16 protein-coding genes, 3 tRNA genes and 1 pseudogene are annotated in these 15,409 nt (G+C 66.7%); 9 read left to right on the top strand and 11 right to left on the bottom strand.

All coding sequences use genetic code 11. The features are described from left to right. Positions 1 to 170 precede the first annotated feature (170 nt). The gene (locus AOZ06_RS50170; protein WP_054295836.1) at positions 171 to 920 is read right to left on the bottom strand and encodes an enoyl-CoA hydratase; all 750 of its coding nucleotides are present in this window, start codon (positions 918 to 920) and stop codon (positions 171 to 173) included. Between the two features lie 17 nt (positions 921 to 937). Then, positions 938 to 1,387 carry an Lrp/AsnC family transcriptional regulator gene (locus AOZ06_RS50165; protein ID WP_054297498.1) on the bottom strand — a complete coding sequence of 150 codons (450 nt, stop codon included), beginning with the start codon at positions 1,385 to 1,387 and terminating at the stop codon, positions 938 to 940. A 75-nt stretch (positions 1,388 to 1,462) separates the two neighbouring features. Between AOZ06_RS50165 and ddaH the strand changes: the two genes are divergently transcribed. Next, positions 1,463 to 2,287: a dimethylargininase gene (ddaH, locus tag AOZ06_RS50160; RefSeq protein WP_157233685.1), complete on the top strand. Its 825-nt coding sequence runs from the start codon at positions 1,463 to 1,465 to the stop codon at positions 2,285 to 2,287. Positions 2,288 to 2,345: 58 nt separating this feature from the next. Next, positions 2,346 to 2,633, top strand: coding sequence for a hypothetical protein (locus AOZ06_RS50155; protein WP_157233684.1), 288 nt, complete (start codon positions 2,346 to 2,348; stop codon positions 2,631 to 2,633). An 82-nt stretch (positions 2,634 to 2,715) separates the two neighbouring features. On the opposite strand, the gene AOZ06_RS50150 is transcribed toward AOZ06_RS50155, so the two are convergent. The 4 genes from AOZ06_RS50150 to AOZ06_RS50135 form a co-directional block, all read right to left on the bottom strand. Further along, positions 2,716 to 3,249, bottom strand: coding sequence for a choice-of-anchor K domain-containing protein (locus AOZ06_RS50150; protein ID WP_054295833.1), 534 nt, complete (start codon positions 3,247 to 3,249; stop codon positions 2,716 to 2,718). Between the two features lie 155 nt (positions 3,250 to 3,404). After that, entirely contained in the window at positions 3,405 to 5,600 is a 2,196-nt protein-coding gene (gene helR, locus AOZ06_RS50145; protein WP_265736665.1) for an RNA polymerase recycling motor ATPase HelR, read from the bottom strand. A gap of 124 nt (positions 5,601 to 5,724) precedes the next feature. Beyond that, positions 5,725 to 6,414, bottom strand: a complete 690-nt coding sequence (locus AOZ06_RS50140; protein WP_157233683.1) for a glycosyltransferase family protein — start codon at positions 6,412 to 6,414, stop codon at positions 5,725 to 5,727. 357 nt (positions 6,415 to 6,771) lie between these two features. Next, positions 6,772 to 6,852 (bottom strand) — tRNA-Tyr (locus AOZ06_RS50135). 116 nt (positions 6,853 to 6,968) lie between these two features. Here AOZ06_RS50135 and AOZ06_RS50130 point away from each other — a divergent pair. Then, positions 6,969 to 7,460: a YajQ family cyclic di-GMP-binding protein gene (locus AOZ06_RS50130; RefSeq protein WP_054295831.1), complete on the top strand. Its 492-nt coding sequence runs from the start codon at positions 6,969 to 6,971 to the stop codon at positions 7,458 to 7,460. Next, on the top strand, positions 7,460 to 8,347 hold the full coding sequence (gene rfbA, locus AOZ06_RS50125) for a glucose-1-phosphate thymidylyltransferase RfbA (protein WP_054295830.1): 888 nt from the start codon (positions 7,460 to 7,462) through the stop codon (positions 8,345 to 8,347). Before AOZ06_RS50130 ends, rfbA begins: the two co-directional genes overlap by 1 nt. Here rfbA and AOZ06_RS50120 read toward each other — a convergent pair. The 5 genes and pseudogenes from AOZ06_RS50120 to AOZ06_RS50105 all read right to left on the bottom strand — a co-directional run bounded on the left by AOZ06_RS50120 (position 8,333) and on the right by AOZ06_RS50105 (position 11,344). Continuing rightward, a complete protein-coding gene (locus AOZ06_RS50120; RefSeq protein ID WP_236951988.1) occupies positions 8,333 to 9,034 on the bottom strand; it encodes a hypothetical protein in 702 nt (233 codons plus the stop codon). The two genes, rfbA and AOZ06_RS50120, sit on opposite strands and share 15 nt — an antisense overlap. 18 nt (positions 9,035 to 9,052) lie before the next feature. Further along, a pseudogene (locus tag AOZ06_RS62435) lies at positions 9,053 to 9,136 on the bottom strand (hypothetical protein); the annotation flags it as partial. A 14-nt stretch (positions 9,137 to 9,150) separates the two neighbouring features. Then, positions 9,151 to 9,609 (bottom strand): RNA polymerase sigma factor, encoded by a 459-nt coding sequence (locus AOZ06_RS50115; protein ID WP_054295828.1) that lies wholly within the window; start codon positions 9,607 to 9,609, stop codon positions 9,151 to 9,153. A gap of 47 nt (positions 9,610 to 9,656) precedes the next feature. Continuing rightward, on the bottom strand, positions 9,657 to 10,520 hold the full coding sequence (gene htpX / locus AOZ06_RS50110; RefSeq protein ID WP_054295827.1) for a zinc metalloprotease HtpX: 864 nt from the start codon (positions 10,518 to 10,520) through the stop codon (positions 9,657 to 9,659). Positions 10,521 to 10,579: 59 nt separating this feature from the next. Further along, complete coding sequence (locus AOZ06_RS50105; RefSeq protein WP_054295826.1) at positions 10,580 to 11,344, bottom strand: siderophore-interacting protein; 765 nt, start codon at positions 11,342 to 11,344, stop codon at positions 10,580 to 10,582. Positions 11,345 to 11,412: 68 nt separating this feature from the next. Between AOZ06_RS50105 and AOZ06_RS57505 the strand changes: the two genes are divergently transcribed. The 5 genes from AOZ06_RS57505 to AOZ06_RS50085 all read left to right on the top strand — a co-directional run bounded on the left by AOZ06_RS57505 (position 11,413) and on the right by AOZ06_RS50085 (position 15,326). Further along, positions 11,413 to 11,586, top strand: coding sequence for a hypothetical protein (locus tag AOZ06_RS57505; RefSeq protein WP_157233682.1), 174 nt, complete (start codon positions 11,413 to 11,415; stop codon positions 11,584 to 11,586). Continuing rightward, on the top strand, positions 11,583 to 12,044 hold the full coding sequence (locus tag AOZ06_RS50100; protein WP_054295825.1) for a hypothetical protein: 462 nt from the start codon (positions 11,583 to 11,585) through the stop codon (positions 12,042 to 12,044). The genes AOZ06_RS57505 and AOZ06_RS50100 overlap by 4 nt, the downstream gene beginning before the upstream one ends. A 416-nt stretch (positions 12,045 to 12,460) precedes the next feature. Beyond that, positions 12,461 to 15,067, top strand: coding sequence for a putative bifunctional diguanylate cyclase/phosphodiesterase (locus AOZ06_RS50095; protein WP_054295824.1), 2,607 nt, complete (start codon positions 12,461 to 12,463; stop codon positions 15,065 to 15,067). A 63-nt stretch (positions 15,068 to 15,130) separates the two neighbouring features. Next, positions 15,131 to 15,203, top strand: a tRNA-Thr gene (locus AOZ06_RS50090). A 50-nt stretch (positions 15,204 to 15,253) separates the two neighbouring features. After that, a tRNA-Met gene (locus tag AOZ06_RS50085) sits at positions 15,254 to 15,326 on the top strand. Positions 15,327 to 15,409 lie beyond the last annotated feature (83 nt).

Genomic DNA, 15,409 nt, shown 5'->3' with positions numbered 1-15,409 from the left:
GTTGCTCTACCCCAACTTCGAGCGTAGTCCTCGAAGTTCGCGCCAGCCTCGCACCTGGCTGCACTCGGACTAGCCATTACCTGTTACCAAAGGTAGGCACCGGGTTTGGGCCGGGACCTGCTAAGCGGTCTACGTCACATGCAACAATTATATGTTACCGGCGGTAACACCTACTCCTGGCGTGTGATTCGCGTCCGCAGCCTGGTCAGGCGCTCGGCGAACTCAGCCGAGGAGATCGTCTCCAGCTGTGCTCTCAACTCGGTTTCAACGGCACTCGCATGATCGGCGTTTCCCGAGGTCGCGCGCAAAGTTCCTTTCGTCGTGCTGACAAGGTCGCGCGGCGCGGAGACCGCGCCTGCGGCCAGTTGGACGGCCGCGGCGACCGGATCGTCCGCGATCTGCCAGACGAGACCGTGCTCAAGTGCGGATTCGGCGTCGAGAACCCGGCTGAACAAGGTCATCGCCACGGCGGTCTGCTTGCTCACAGCGCGTTGCAGCATCCACGTCATGCCGCCACCCGGGTGAATCCCAAGCTGTAGGAAGCGCGCGTCGAATCTTGCCTTCGGACCGGCTATGCGCACGTCGCATGCCAGCGCCAGGTTCAGGCCCGCGCCGACGGCGGCACCGTTGACCGCCGCGACGGTCGGCAGTGCGCAGTCGGCGAACGCGAGGAAACCCGCGTAGATCCTGCGAAGCCCCTCCTCCTTGGCCTCGCCGAGCGCGGTCAGGTCGGCCCCCGCGCAGAAAGCCGGTGGCGCGCCGGTGACGACGACCGCGTGCACGCTGGCGTCGTTCTCGCACGTCCGGACCGCGTCGACAAGGGCTTCGGAGATCGGCAAGGTCAACGCGTTGCGGCGATCCGGGACGTTGATCGTGACGACCCCCACCCCGTCCGCGCGGTCGAGCAGCACCTCGGTCATGCGGTGAACCGTACTTCTCACCGCGGTTCGGGCGGTGGGGACCGTTCCAGCAGCGTGGACAGCACGACCGTGGACACTGTGCGGTCGATCATGTCGACGCCGCGCAGCCGTTCCAGCGCGTCCTCGAGGTGGTGGATGTCGGCCGCCCGCAAGTGCACGATCGCGTCCGCCGCACCGGAAACGGTGTACGCCGCGACCACCTCCGGCAACGGTTCGAGGCTCGCGCGGATCTGCCCCGGCGAAACGTTGCCCCGGTAGCGCACCTCCACGAAGGCCTCCGTGCCCCACCCGAGAGCCTCCGGGTCGACCACGGCCGTGAAGCCGCGCAGCACGCCACGGTCCAGCAACCGGTCGACCCGCCGCTTCACCGCGGGGGCCGACAGACCGACCACTTTGCCGATCTCGGCGTAACTCGACCGGGCGTCGGCGACGAGCTGCGAAACGATTCGCTGATCTATCGAGTCCACACGCAACATTCTGCATGCTGAGGCGCAATACTACGAGCTTGATCCATACTGGAAGCGGGTCCTACATTTCGATCCATGACATCTGCGGTCCGGATGCCCACGACACGGCGGTATCTGATGTGCGCCCCGAGGTACTTCGAGGTGGCGTACTCGATCAACCCGTGGATGGATCCGAGCAAACCGGTGAACCACGACCTCGTGATGCGGCAGTGGCAGACGCTGCGCGACACCTACGTCGAACTGGGCCACAAAGTGGAACAGATCGACCCGCAGCCGGGACTGCCCGACATGGTCTTCTCGGCGAACTCGGCGACCGTGATCGACGGACGGGTGCTCGGCGCCCGCTTCCGGGCGGAGCAGCGCGCGGCGGAAGCCGACCACTACCGCCGCTGGTTCAACGAGAACGGCTACCACAACGTGGTGATGCCGACGTGCATCAACGAAGCCGAGGGCGACTTCGCCTGGACCGGCCGCTACCTGCTGGCCGGCACGGGCTTCCGCACGGACCCGGGAGCCCACGCCGAAGCCCAGGAAGTCCTCGGTGTGCCGGTGGTCTCACTGCACCTGACCGACCCCCGCTACTACCACCTGGACACGGCGCTGTTCGTGCTCAACGAGGACGAGCCGAACATCGCGTACTACCCGGAAGCCTTCTCCGAGGGCTCGCGCCGGGTGCTGCGCCGCCTCTTCCCGGACGCGGTGATCGCCACCGCGCACGACGCGGAGACCTTCGGCCTGAACGCGGTCTCCGACGGCCGCAACGTCATCCTGCCGACGGAGTCGACCGGCCTGGCGGCCCAGCTGACAGACCGCGGCTACGAGCCGATCTTCGTGGACATCTCGGAGCTGAAGAAGTCCGGCGGCGGCCCCAAGTGCTGCACGATGGAGATCCGCGGCTGATCAGGATCACCCTTTCGTGATCTTTCGTACGCGTGTTCGACTGCGGAATACTGAAGTCGTGCCCGAAGAAGAAAGTCTGGAGCGGAAGGTTCGCAAGCTCGTGGTGCAGCATGCCGAAATCCGCAGGCTGACACTTCGGTTAGACGACGACGCCAAGGAACTGCGTGAGGACCTCCGTGAGGTCAAAGCGACCCGGCGGGAACACACGACGATTTTGAATGAGCGCGGTGCGACGCTGCAGGAGCACACGGCGCGGTTCGATTCGGTCGACGGTCAGCTCAGGTCGCTGACTCAGTTGGTCGGCAAGGTGCTGGACCGGCTGCCGGAGACGCCAGGCGGAGCCTGATCCTCGTGACGAACCCCCCGGGCGCATTGCCGGGGGATTCGGCCAAGCCTGGATGCCCCCGACGACACCCGGCTGGTTGCGGTCAGCCGCCCTGTCTGCCTGTCGGCTTTATGGTGGCGAAGACACCGGCGCTGTTCGAACTGTTCTCCGGGCTGGTGAACTGCGTTACTTTGCGCTTGTTCCACCAGAAGCCGCTGATCGACATCCGGTACTCGACGTTGTCGACGTAAATGAGGTCGAAATCGTCGATTTTCGGCAGATCGACGATGTCCTCCGGTTGCGGGCCCTGGTTGAGGGTCTCGTCGTGGTGGAAACGCAATTGCGGCAGCGGGTGCTGGAGGTTTCCGTCGTCGAAGTTCAGGATGATCGTCAGGTAGAGCGCGAACTGCCAGTCCTTGCCGATCGGGATGACGTTGTTGTGGTGCGTGAACGTGCCGAGCAGGAAGTCGGTGCCGTCGAGTTTCAGGTCGGTCAGGTGGCCTTCGAAGGAGTAGCCGCTCTTCTGGTCGTACGGAACGTCGCCCCATTTGATGTCACTCGTGCCGAGGCCGCTGAACAGGGCCACTTCGGCTGGTTCGACGCGTAGCCACGTGCCGTTGGTGAGAACTCTTCCCATGGCGGGGGAGTGCTCCTTTCGCTGGGCGCTCACCGAACCAGTCAACTATCGAACGCCCCGCTCGTATTCGACAATACTCTGTTCCGGTGTAAGAGCCGACTTTTCGGCCGGCTCGACCGGTGCATTGGTTTATGTCAATTATTTGGCACGTCGGGCTAAGCGATAGCGGTGTCGAGTTCCGTGAGGCCGGCCATCACCCGCGGCAACGGACCCTGGTGGAGCACGCCGAGGCGTTGCGTGGCGCGGGTGAGGGCCACATAGAGTTCCGCCGCACCGCGGGGACCGTCGGCGAGGATCTCGTCCGGGTTCACCACCAGCACCGCGTCGTACTCGAGGCCCTTGGTGTCCGAAGCCGGGATCGTGCCGGGGACGCCAGGCGGGCCGATCACGACGCTGGTGCCTTCCCGGCCTGCTTCGTCCCGCACGAACTCGTCGATCGCCGCGGCCAGTCCGGCTTCGGTGACCTGCCTCGACCACGGCTGCACGCCGTTCGAGCGGACCGACTCCGGTGGCTGGACGCCAGGTGCGAACTCGGCGAGCACGGAAGCGGCCACCGCCATGATCTCCGCCGGCGTGCGGTAGTTCACCGTCAGCGACCGGTACACCCAACGGCCGGGCACGTACGGCTCCAGCATCGTGCCCCACGACGTCGCCCCGGCCGGTGCCCTGCGCTGGGCGAGGTCGCCGACCACGGTGAAGGACTTGCCGGGGCAGCGCCGCATCAGCACCCGCCAGTCCATTTCGGACAGCTCCTGGGCTTCGTCGACCACCACGTGCCGGTAGGTCCAGTCGCGGTCCGCCGACGCGCGTTCCACCAGGTCACGCGTGTCCTCTTCGACGAAGCGGTCCGCGAGGTCCTCGGCGCGCAGCAGGTCCGTGGCGAACAGGTGGTCCTCGTCGTCCATGTGCTCCTGGCGGTTGATCAAGCTGTCGAGGACGTTGGCGGCGTACTCGGCCTCGGCCTGCTGCTCCTTCTTGGTGGCTTGGGCGGCCGCGTCGTCGGCTGCCTTGTCAGGGCCGATCAGGTCCACCAGTTCGTCGAGCAGCGGGACGTCCGAAACGGTCCACGCGTCGCCGTTCTCGCGGAACAGTGACTGGTCGGCGCCCGCGGCCCGTAGCCGTTCTGCCGAGGAATACAGCGGCGCCAACAGTGTTTCCGGGGTCAGGACCGGCCAGAGCTGGTCGAGCGCGGCGGTGAACGAGTCGTCGTCAGCGAGTTCCTTGAGCAGGCCCTTGCGCATGTCCTCCCAGCCCTCTTTGTCCGACCGGGTCAGCCAGCCCTTGCCGATCCGGCCGATCGCCCGTTCAGTCAGGACGTACGTGACGATCTCGACGAACGTCGCGCGGGCTTCGTTGTGCGGCAGGCCACTCGCGCGGGCCTCGTCCCGTGCCCATTCGGCGGTCGCGGCGTCGATCCGGACCGTGACGTCCTTCAACTGGATCGGCAACGGCTCATCCGGCAGCTGCTGCCGGTCGGCGACGGCAGCCTTGAGCACGTCCAGCATCTTCAGCGATCCCTTGAGCCGCGCGGCTTCCGGCGGGTCCTCCGCGGTGACGCGCAGACCGGGCACGAGGTCGCCGGGCGTCATGAACACCACATCCGACTCACCCAGCGACGGCAGCACCTGGCCGATGTGGTTGAGGAACGCCGGGTTGGGCCCGACCACGAGGACACCGTGGCGCTCCATCCGTTCCCGCTGCGTGTACATCAGGTACGCCACACGGTGCAGCGCCACAACGGTTTTGCCCGTCCCCGGGCCGCCTTCGATCACCAGGACACCCGGGTGGTCGAGCCGGATGATCTCGTCCTGCTCGGCCTGGATCGTGGCCACGATGTCACGCATGCCCTCGCCACGCGGCGCGTTGACCGCCGCGAGAAGAGCGGCATCTCCCCGTTCGTGGTCACCGGGACGGCCGAGGACCTCATCGGTGAAGTCGAGCACCTGACGGCCACGGGTGTGGAACTGGCGGCGGCGCCGCATGTTCTCCGGGTTCGCGCCGGTGGCGACGTAGAACGGACGCGCCGCCGGTGCGCGCCAGTCGAGCAGGACCGGTTCGTACTCGTTGGTCTCGTCGAAAAGCCCGATCCGGCCGACGTAGGAGTGTTCTCCCGTGATGGCGTCGAGCCGGCCGAAGCACAGGCCGTTGTCCGCGACGTCGAGCCGCTTCATCTCCCTGGCGCGAGCGCGTACCTCGACGTCACGTTCCATCGGTGACACGGCCTTGCCAGCCAAGGCCGCCTCGAACTCGCCCTTCACCCGGGCGCGCTCTGCGTCAAGCCGCTTGTACAGCCCAGCGACGTAGGCACGCTCGGACCGCAGCTCCTGGTGGTACTCGTCGCCGGACTCGATGATCAGCTTCGCCGCCGCTGTCGCTCCATCAGTGCTAACCGTGCTCGCCACAGCCGTTGCCTTCTTTCGGATTTCAGGAACCAACGCCGCCTGGAGCGCCGCCGACAGGGACTCGACGGCCAGGTCAGCCCAGCCACTCTTGAGAATCAAGCGACGCCCCTGCGCCCCCGGCCGCCTCGATGGCGACCTGGGCGACGTCCGTCGACTCGTGCATCGGCATGCTGCCGAAACCCACGTACACCGGCGGTTCGGCCGCGTCCAGGAACGCGATCAGCTCATCGGACCACGGTCGTTCGTCCAGCAGGATCCACGCGCCGGTCTGCACGGCTTCGACGACTGTGTTCAGCGGGTCGAGCACAGGGGCAGTCGCCACCCACGGCTCGGCGCCGACGACGTAGTCACGGATGTCGTCGACCGGCGGGAGACCGTTGGCCACCCGGTTGGTGTTGAGAGCCTCGCCGAACATCGTGTTGTTGCTCTCGGCGTCGAACTCCCACAGCACCCGGCTGTCGGTGACGCCGTCCGGCAGCGGCCGACCCGGGTACGCCAGCGGCGGCCGGTCCAGCGAAGGCACCGTGAGCTGCTGGAAGGTCACGGAAACCGACCGGATGCCCAGCTTCTCGGCAACAGACAAGGCACCGGCCGCAGCGGGCAACATGCCTGTCACCACCACAACGTCACATCCCGCAGCAGCCCCAAGCACCACGTCGAACTGTGTGGCGATCAACTCAGCCGCACGCTGCGGCCGTGACTCCACCCTCGGCATCGCCGCCTTGGTCAACGCCCGCCCGTACGTCGACAACAACACTCGCACTTCTCCGCGTCTCCCCACGTCAGCCATTCACAACGAGGAGGATTCTGCGCCACAACAGGGGTCTTGCCACAAGGCCCACCATGCGCTATACGTTAGACATGGAGGAGAGTGACCACCCCTCCCTCCACCTCCCAGCAGCCCCACGCCCGCACAAACGTGACCAAGGGGCTCCAAACACCCCAAACCAAGAAACGCGAAGGCAAGCGCAAAGAGCCACCGAAACGCTGGTGAAAGAAAGCACCCACCACTGGGTCGAGAGAAGCACGCACCGTGGGGGCTTGGGGGCTCGGGCCCCAAAATAATGGAGGGCGACCCTGCGAAGTTGCAAAGCAACTGAGCAGGGTCACCCCGAGCCCGTGGCGGGTGACGGATTTGAACCGCCGTAGCTTGCGCGGCTGATTTACAGTCAGCTCCCTTTGGCCACTCGGGCAACCCGCCGTGGTGTGGGTGAACTGTACCCAACGCTCCCGGGCGGGTGCCAACGGGTATCCCGTTCGGGGACCGGCGGTAGCATCTCCAGGGCTTTTGGTGGATCGACTCGGAGGTGCGGTGACGTGGCGGACCCGTCGTTCGACGTGGTGAGCAAGGTCGACCGGCAGGAGGTGACCAACGCGATCAACCAGGCTGGCAAGGAGCTGTCCACCCGGTTCGACTTCCGTGGCACCGGCGCCGAGATCGACTGGACCGGTGAGGAGACGATCTCCATCCAGGCCGAGACCGAGGAGCGGTGTCTGGCGGCGATCGAGGTCTTCAAGGAGAAGCTGATCAAGCGCAACATCTCCCTGAAGGCTTTCGAGGCCGACGAGCCCAAGCCGTCCGGCAAGATCTACAAGGCGGGCGGCAAGATCCTGCAGGGCATCGCCACCGACAAGGCCAAGGAGATCGCCAAGGCCGTCCGCGACGAGGGCCCCAAGGGTGTCCAGGCGCAGATCCAGGGCGACCAGCTGCGGGTGTCGGGCAAGAAGAAGGACCACTTGCAGGACGTCATCTCCCTGCTCAAGACCAAGGATTTCGGGATCGCCCTCCAGTTCACCAACTACCGCTGATGCGCGGGATCGTGCTCGCCGGGGGCAGCGGCACCCGGCTGCACCCGATCACGCAGGCGACGTCCAAGCAGCTGCTCCCGGTGTACGACAAGCCGATGATCTACTACCCGATCTCGGTTCTGATGCTCTCCGGGATCAGGGACATCCTGATCATCTCCACCCCGACCGACCTGCCCAGTTTCGCCAGGCTGCTGGGTGACGGGTCGCAGTTCGGGGTCTCGTTCTCGTACGCCGAGCAGGCCGCTCCCAACGGTCTCGCGGAGGCTTTCATCATCGGCGCCGACTTCGTCGGGTCCGACAGTGTCGCCCTAGTCCTCGGCGACAACATCTTCTACGGCCAGGGGTTTTCCAAGATCCTGCAGCGTGAGGCCGCGCAGCTGGACGGCGCCACGTTGTTCGGCTATCCGGTCAAGGATCCGCAGCGGTACGGCGTCGGCGAGGTCGATGCCGCCACCGGTCAGCTGGTCTCCATCGAGGAGAAGCCCGCTGTTCCGCGTTCCAACAAGGCGATCACCGGTCTCTACTTCTACGACAACCAGGTTGTGGAGATCGCCAGGGGCCTTGCGCCGTCGGCTCGTGGTGAGTTGGAGATCACTGACGTCAACGTCGCCTATTTGCGGCAGAACCGGGCCAAGCTGATCGATCTCGGTCGCGGGTTCGCGTGGCTGGACACCGGTACGCACGACTCGCTGCTGGAGGCTGGTCAGTTCGTGCAGGTGCTTGAGCACCGTCAGGGCGTGCGGATCGCGTGCCTTGAGGAGGTCGCGTTGGCTATGGGGTACATCACTGCTGACGAGTGCTACGGGTTGGGCGCCAAGCTCGCGAAGTCGGGCTACGGCGATTATGTGATGGCGGTCGCCAAGGCCGCTGGGTCAACGGGCGACTAGTGCCGGGCCGGCGTCGAGCAGGTCGTAGCCGAGCTCGACGTCGCCGCGGATCATCACGTCCACCGACCGCGGTTGCGTTCTGCCCGCCATCAGCAGGCAGAACGCTTCCGTGTCCAGCGTCATCTCGACCGTGACGACGCCGCTGCCGTCAAGGGGCAGGGACCATGTCCCGCCGCCTGGTCCGGCGAGCACCAGCCTGACCACGTTGTCCGGTCGTGTCAGGCGGCGGTACGCGGCTGCGTACGGCAGGAGGCGGGCGGCGAAGTCCGCGATCGCGTGCAGGTGTTGCGGCGGTGGTGGCGGTAGTTCCTTGTATGTCGCCGCGGCGATGTCACGGGCGCAGATCCATGTTTCGTACGCGCGGGAAAGCATCAGGTCCGCTGGCATTGACCTGGTTGTCAGTGCTTGGCAGACGGCGATGGCTTGCTCCCGCCAGGTTTCCGTCTCGCACACGCCCAATTGGTCGGCGACGAGCTTGTCACCCGCTGCCAGGCGATTGAGCTGGCCAGTGACGTCGTCGTCGGGGCCGAGTTCCTTCAACAGCGCGCCCAGGGCGGAGACGGTCGCTGAGTACGCCATGGTGTCGCTTGCCCGGCGGGTGGCCGCAAGCACCTTGTCACGCAGGCTGTTGGGCGGCTGAGTTCCCTGTGCGACAAGCAAATGTGTCGCTTCGGTGAGGCTACGCACCTCGGCGCGGCAGGTTTCGCACGTCCCCAGGTGCGCTTCGACTGCGTCGGACTCATCCGGGGCGCATGCGCACATCATCCAGGCAGCGAGCAGCGACGACACCGCCGCGTGGCCTGTCACAGGGCTGCCGCCAGCTCACGCAGACCGGCGCGCAGCCGTGCTTTCGCCGTGCCCGCCGGGATGCCGAGTTCCACCGCGATCTGCTGGTACGTGCGGCCGTCGAAGTACGCCAGCTCGATCGCCTGCCTGGTCAGGTCCGGCAACGCCGCCAACGCGACCGGACGCTCGGCAGCAACCCGTTCACCAGGAGCAGGGTCGTTCTGCCGCAACCATTGCACCGCGAGCCGATGGGCTGTCATCGCCAGCCAGCACTGCAGGCTTGCCTGTGACAGGTCGAAGGTGAGCGGACGGTCCCACAGGCGCACGAACGCGTTCACGGTGATCTCCGAGGCCACCGCGGCATCACCTGTGACGCATAAGGCGACGGCGTAAACGGTTGCGCCGTGCGAGTCGTACACCTCGGCCAGCGCGTTGTGGTCGCCGTAGACCAACCGCTGCCGGATGTCACCGTCCATGCTTCGGACAATCCCAGTGCGAGCGCCGCCACGACACCGCCAGAAGTTCACAGCCCGCGACGGGCTATGTCCTCCAGTCGTCGGATGCGTTCGGCGATCGGCGGATGGGTGTCGAACAGCCGTGCCAGTTGCTCACCCGGGCGGAACGGGTTGGCGATCATCAGGTGCGACTGCGACGCGATGGCCGGTTCGGGCGCCAGTGGTGCCCGCCGCGTGCCGATCTCCAGCTTGCGCAGCGCCGACGCCAACGCCAGCGGATCGCCGGTCAGGTCGGCACCGGACTCGTCCGCCTGGTACTCCCGTGACCTGCTGATCGCCATCCGCACGACACCGGCGGCAACCGGGCCGAGGATCGCGATCAACAGCATCGCCAGCGGGTTGGGCCGGTCGTCGTCGCTGCCGCCGAACAGGCCGAACAGCATCGCGAAGTTGGCGAGGAACCCGATCACGCTGGCCAGCGCCCCCGCCACGCAAGAGATGAGGATGTCGCGGTTGTAGACGTGCGACAGCTCGTGCCCGAGCACAGCGCGCAGCTCACGCTCGTCGAGAATCTCCAGAATCCCCGTGGTGCAACACACCGCGGCGTTGCGCGGGTTACGGCCTGTCGCGAACGCGTTGGGCGCCTGCGTCGGGCTGATGTACAGCCGTGGCATCGGTTGGCGCGCGGTGTTGGCTAACTCGCGCACGATGCGGTACATCGCAGGCTGTTCCCACTGCGACACAGGGCGTGCACGCATCGCGCGCAACGCGATCTTCTCGGAGTTGAAGTAGGCGTAGGCGTTCACGCCGAGCGCGATGAGCAGCCCGATGACCAGGGCGGTCCGGCCGAACAACGAGCTGACCAGCAGGATGAGAGCACTCATACCGCCGAGCAGGAGAGCGGTCTTCACCCCGTTGTAGTGCTTGTGCACGGTGCCCTCCTTCCCGAGTTCCTTACGAAACAACGCTCCCGTAAGGGGGGAAGTTCCTGTTAGGACCCGGCGTGACCGAGGCGCCAGTACGTGGCCGGGCGCACACTCGCCCGCTCGATGCCCTTCTCGACAAGCACTTCACGCACGGCCTGCATGACCTGCCGCTCGCCGGCCGCCCAGACCGCGGGCTTGCCGTCCGGGAAGTCCGCGGCTGCCAGCGCCTTGACCAACGGCTCGCTGCTACCTGCTGGAACACCGTTTCGGTGAACCCACGTCACGTCGAGGTCCTGCTGCTCGGCCACGTCCTCGACCTCGACGAACGCCCGGATCGTCGCCCCCGGCAACGCCCGCGTGATCGACCCGATCGCGGGCAGGGCGGTCTCGTCGCCGATCAGCAGGTGCCACGCCGCGGTCAGGTCCGGCTGGTAGGCGGGCGACGGTCCGACGAAGATCACCTCGTCACCGATCGCCGCGTTGGACGCCCACTTGGACGCGGGCCCGTGGTCGCCGTGCAGCACGAAGTCGAAGTCGATCTCGTTGGCCGCGGGATCGTGCCTGCTGATCGTGTACGTGCGCATGTACGGCCGCACGCGCGACATCGCCACCCGCGCCGACTCCAGTGTCAGCGGCTCGGGCAGGTCGGCACCGGGTTCGTAGAGGTAGAGCATCACGTTCTCGTCCGTGCCGGACCCGACGAAATCGTCGATCTGCGGCCCGCCGACCGTGATCCTCGCCATCCGGGGAGTGATCCGTTCGGTGCGGAGCACGGGTGCCCGCCACAGTTTGGTGGGCTGCCTGCGTGCCCGGCGCCGTTCAGTACTCATCGCGCTCAATCTAAGCCGTCGCCCGCCGCCGCTTCGCACGCGTCGGGCTGATTTCCATCAAGCAGGGCATGACCACATCACCGCGCCGTGCCAAGGACAAGAACAGCACGCACGTGAGCAACACCGTTGGCGCGAGCCTGACCAGCCTTTATCTGACCACGCAGTCCACCGCGGTCGTGGTCATCGCGTCCGTGCTGGTCGCAGCGCTCGCCGTGGTCGTTGTGCTCGGCAGACCTGAATGACGCCCGAACGTGACTCACACGGTCTTACATGGAGCCGGGACGCGATCGACCGCCCGCTCACCTGGGCCCGGCGCACGGCCTACTGGCACGCGGTCGACGCCGCACGCGCGGCCGGAGCAGGCCCGGTCGAACTGACCGATACGGACGCGGCGCACCACTACGACGAAGACCCTGTCCTGTCCCGGGAGTCAGCGGCCCGGGTGCGATGCCTGCTCGCCGACCTGCCCACCCGGCGGCGCGAGGTGTTTTCATGGTGGCTGGACGGCTTCGACGACCAGGAGATCGCACGGGACTCGGGATCAGTGCGGCGGAGGTCTGTTCGCATCGGCCCGTTGGCCGAGGAGCTGTGGCCGTCCGCCGAACCCGTCGTGCTGCGGGAAGTGATCAGGTTCGCCGACCTCATGAACGTCGTCCGGGCCGACGAGTGGAGCAGGCGGGCGGCGGCACTGTTCTCGTAGACCGGTGAACACCGCGCGTGACGCCCCGGTGACACATGTTCACTCCGTTTACCCCAGACGGGCGTACTTGGCTGTGGCCGCGATAACAGATTGGTCTCAACTCGATCCGATGCCGGATAAAGTCTGCGCCGCGGCACCGTTCCGCCGCGGATTCATCGCTACCAGCCGGTTCAGGCGTGGAACATTCGCCTGCCGTCCAAGGGGTTGGAAAGTGATCTACGTCATCGCGGCGCCGGGTTCCGAACGGGCCTGGTTGTCACCGGTTCGCGAGGTCGGCGGGAACTCTGCGCCGTCGGAATGGGTGGCTATTTCGCCTGATCGGGGTACAGTGACCCGACTGCCAAAGCTGTGGTGACGCTGTGGTGATGCCGCGACGTACCCGAAATGCCCGTACCCCGGTCGGACGAGGAGGCGGCATGGCGGAGCGACCGGATGTCGTGGAGCCGGTAGATGAGACCCCGCTTGTCCGTCGTTTCCGTTTCTACTCGATCAGCGTCGTCCTGATCGGTCTGCTCGGGGCGTTGCTCGTCTCGTGGTGGATGCCGCCGACGGACTACACGACCGACCACATCTGGACCGGTCTGCTGCTGGTCCTCGGCTTCCTGATCGCCGAACAGCTCGCCATCAACGTCGACGTCCGCAGCGGCGTCAGCTGGTCGATCTCGTTCACCGAGATCCCGCTCGCCATCGGGCTGTTCGTCGCGCCCTTCGAACTCGTGCTGCTCGCGCACGTCATCGCAGGCGTGAGCACGCTGCTCATCCGCGGTGTGCACGACCGCGTCCTCTACAACGCGGGCGTGCTCGTGATCGAGATCAGCACGGCTTTCGCTGTGCTGCAAGCGTTCCGGCTCAGCCTCGCCGGTGTCGGCCCCGACTGGGCCGGTCCGTTCGTCGGCGCGTTCGCCGCTCCGGTGTCCAGCACGCTGCTCGGCCTGGTCACGGTGTACGTGCTCGGCAGGCGGATCCGGTTGTCCGCCGGGATCCTGCTGGTCGGCCGCACCCTGGTGCTCGGCATGGTCAACTCCGCGGTCGGCGTCGTCGGCTACGTGGTGACCGTGCAGGAGGAGGGTGGCTGGCCACTGATCCTGCTCGCCCTCTCCGGCTTCGGCGCGCTGTACGTCGCCTACTCCGGGCTGCTGCGCGACCAACGCGACCTGGAGGCGTTGTCCCAGGTCGGTCTGATCGTCGCGCGCTCGGGCCAGCAGGCCGCCGCGAAACCCGCGACCGGCCTCGACGACGTCTCCGCGGGCGTGGCCAACGACGAATGGCACGCGATCGCCGAACGCATCAAGGACCAGCTGTCGGCGACCCGGGTCGTGCTGCACATCAGGTTCGATCCCCAGGCGCCGATGCGAACCGTGGTCGCCGGGACGGACCTGCCGCAGGAACTGAACACCGGTGACGTCACCGGATCCAAGGGCGATCCGTTGCTGCGCCTGCCCGGCTCGCACGTACGGCACTTCCGCCGGATAGACGCCATGCCGGAAATCCGTCAGTCATTGCTGCGCAGGGACGCGACAGAAGCGCTTGTTGTCCCGTTGCGCAGCGCGAGTCATCTGCTCGGCGTCGTCGAGGCGCACGACAGGCAAAGCCGTTGGCGTGGCTTCGGTACGGCCGACATGCGCCTGATCGGCACGATGGCCAGCCACCTCGCGACCGCGTTGGACAACCGCAGGCTGTTGTCGCGGCTGCGGCACGACGCGTACCACGACCCGTTGACGGGCCTGCTCAACCGGCCGGGATTCCGGCAGGCGGCGACCGAGGCGTTGCGGTCGGACCCGCAGGCCATGGTCGTCCGGATCGACCTCGACGTGTTGTCCACGGTCAGCGACGCGCTCGGCTACGCGTGGGGCGACCGGATGGTCTCCGCGGCCGCGCGCCGGATCCGCGACACCCTCGGCCCGGAGAGCATGATCGCCCGGCTGGAGGGCATGGCGTTCGCCGCGCTGATGCACGGGCGCCCGATCGACGAGATGCACGCCCTCGCGGAACGCTTGCGGGACATGCTGATCGCGCCGTACATCGTGGAACGCCTGACGCTCGACGCGGGCGCGGTCGTCGGTTTCGTCTCCGCCGCCATGGAGGACGAGCAGACGGTCGTCGACGTCGACACGCTCCTGCAGCACGCCGACGTGGCGGTACGCGCCGCGAAAGCCGGCGGCGAGCCCGTCCGCGCGTACATGCCGAGCATGGGCCAGATCTTCCTGCGCCGGTTCCAGCTGGTCACCCAGTTCCGGCACGCCGTGGAGACCGGCCAGGTCAAGGTGCACTACCAGCCGAAGGTCGCGCTGCCCAGCCGCAACGTGCTCGGTGTCGAAGCGCTGGTGCGCTGGACCCACCCGGAGTACGGCGACCTGCACCCGGACGAGTTCGTACCGGCCATCGAGGCGGCCGGCCTGGTCGGCGCGCTGACCGGGTTCGTGATGGAGCAGGCGCTGACCAAGGTCCGCAAGTGGCTCGACAAGGGCCTGCGGATCTCGGCCGCGGTCAACATCTCCGTGCGCAGCCTGGCCGAACAGGACTTCCCCGAGCAGGTGTCGGACCTGCTGACGCGCTACGGCGTCCCGCCGGAGCTGCTGACGCTGGAGCTGACCGAGTCCGGCGTGATGGCCGACCCGCAGAAGGCGCTGCCGGTGCTGCGCAGGCTGCACGCGTTGGGCGTGGTGCTCGCGGTCGACGACTTCGGCACCGGCTACAGCTCGCTGGCGTACCTGCGGCAGCTGCCCGTGGACGAGGTCAAGATCGACAAGAGCTTCGTGTTCGGGATGGGTACGGATCTCTCGGACCTCGCGGTGGTGCGCTCGATCGTCGAACTGGGCCACTCGCTGGGCCTGTCCGTGGTCGCCGAGGGCGTCGAGGAGGACGTGGCCCGCGACCAGCTGTCCGCGATGGGCTGCGACGTCATCCAGGGCTACCTGATCTCCCGCCCGCTCTCGGAGAGCAGGCTGGAGGCATGGTTGCAGGCCAGGACGACCAAGACCCCGGGCCGCATGGACGAGACCGTGCTCACTTTGCTGTCCTAGAAGGGACCCCCGGTTTCAATCCGCTCGAAGGAGTGTGTAGAGTTCACCTCGCTCCTAGAGCACGCCCCAATAGCTCAGTCGGTAGAGCGTCTCCATGGTAAGGAGAAGGTCTACGGTTCGATTCCGTATTGGGGCTCTGTGGGCCTAGCCGTAACGTCCACCCAGACGTTGCGGCTTGTTCCATGTGGCGGTGTAGCTCAGGTGGTAGAGCAAACGGCTCATAATCGTTGTGTCGGCGGTTCAAGTCCGCCCACCGCTACGCGATTGGGAGAGGTGTGCTCGCGGCGAACGCGAGCCTTCATCGCTCCGCATTACACTGGGGGTGCAACCCCCAGACCCCGC

The organism is Kibdelosporangium phytohabitans, from assembly GCF_001302585.1.
Taxonomy (GTDB): Bacteria; Actinomycetota; Actinomycetes; order Mycobacteriales; family Pseudonocardiaceae; genus Kibdelosporangium; species Kibdelosporangium phytohabitans.
The sequence above is the reverse complement of the archived record's forward strand: the minus strand, read 5'-3'. Positions and strand labels throughout refer to the sequence as shown.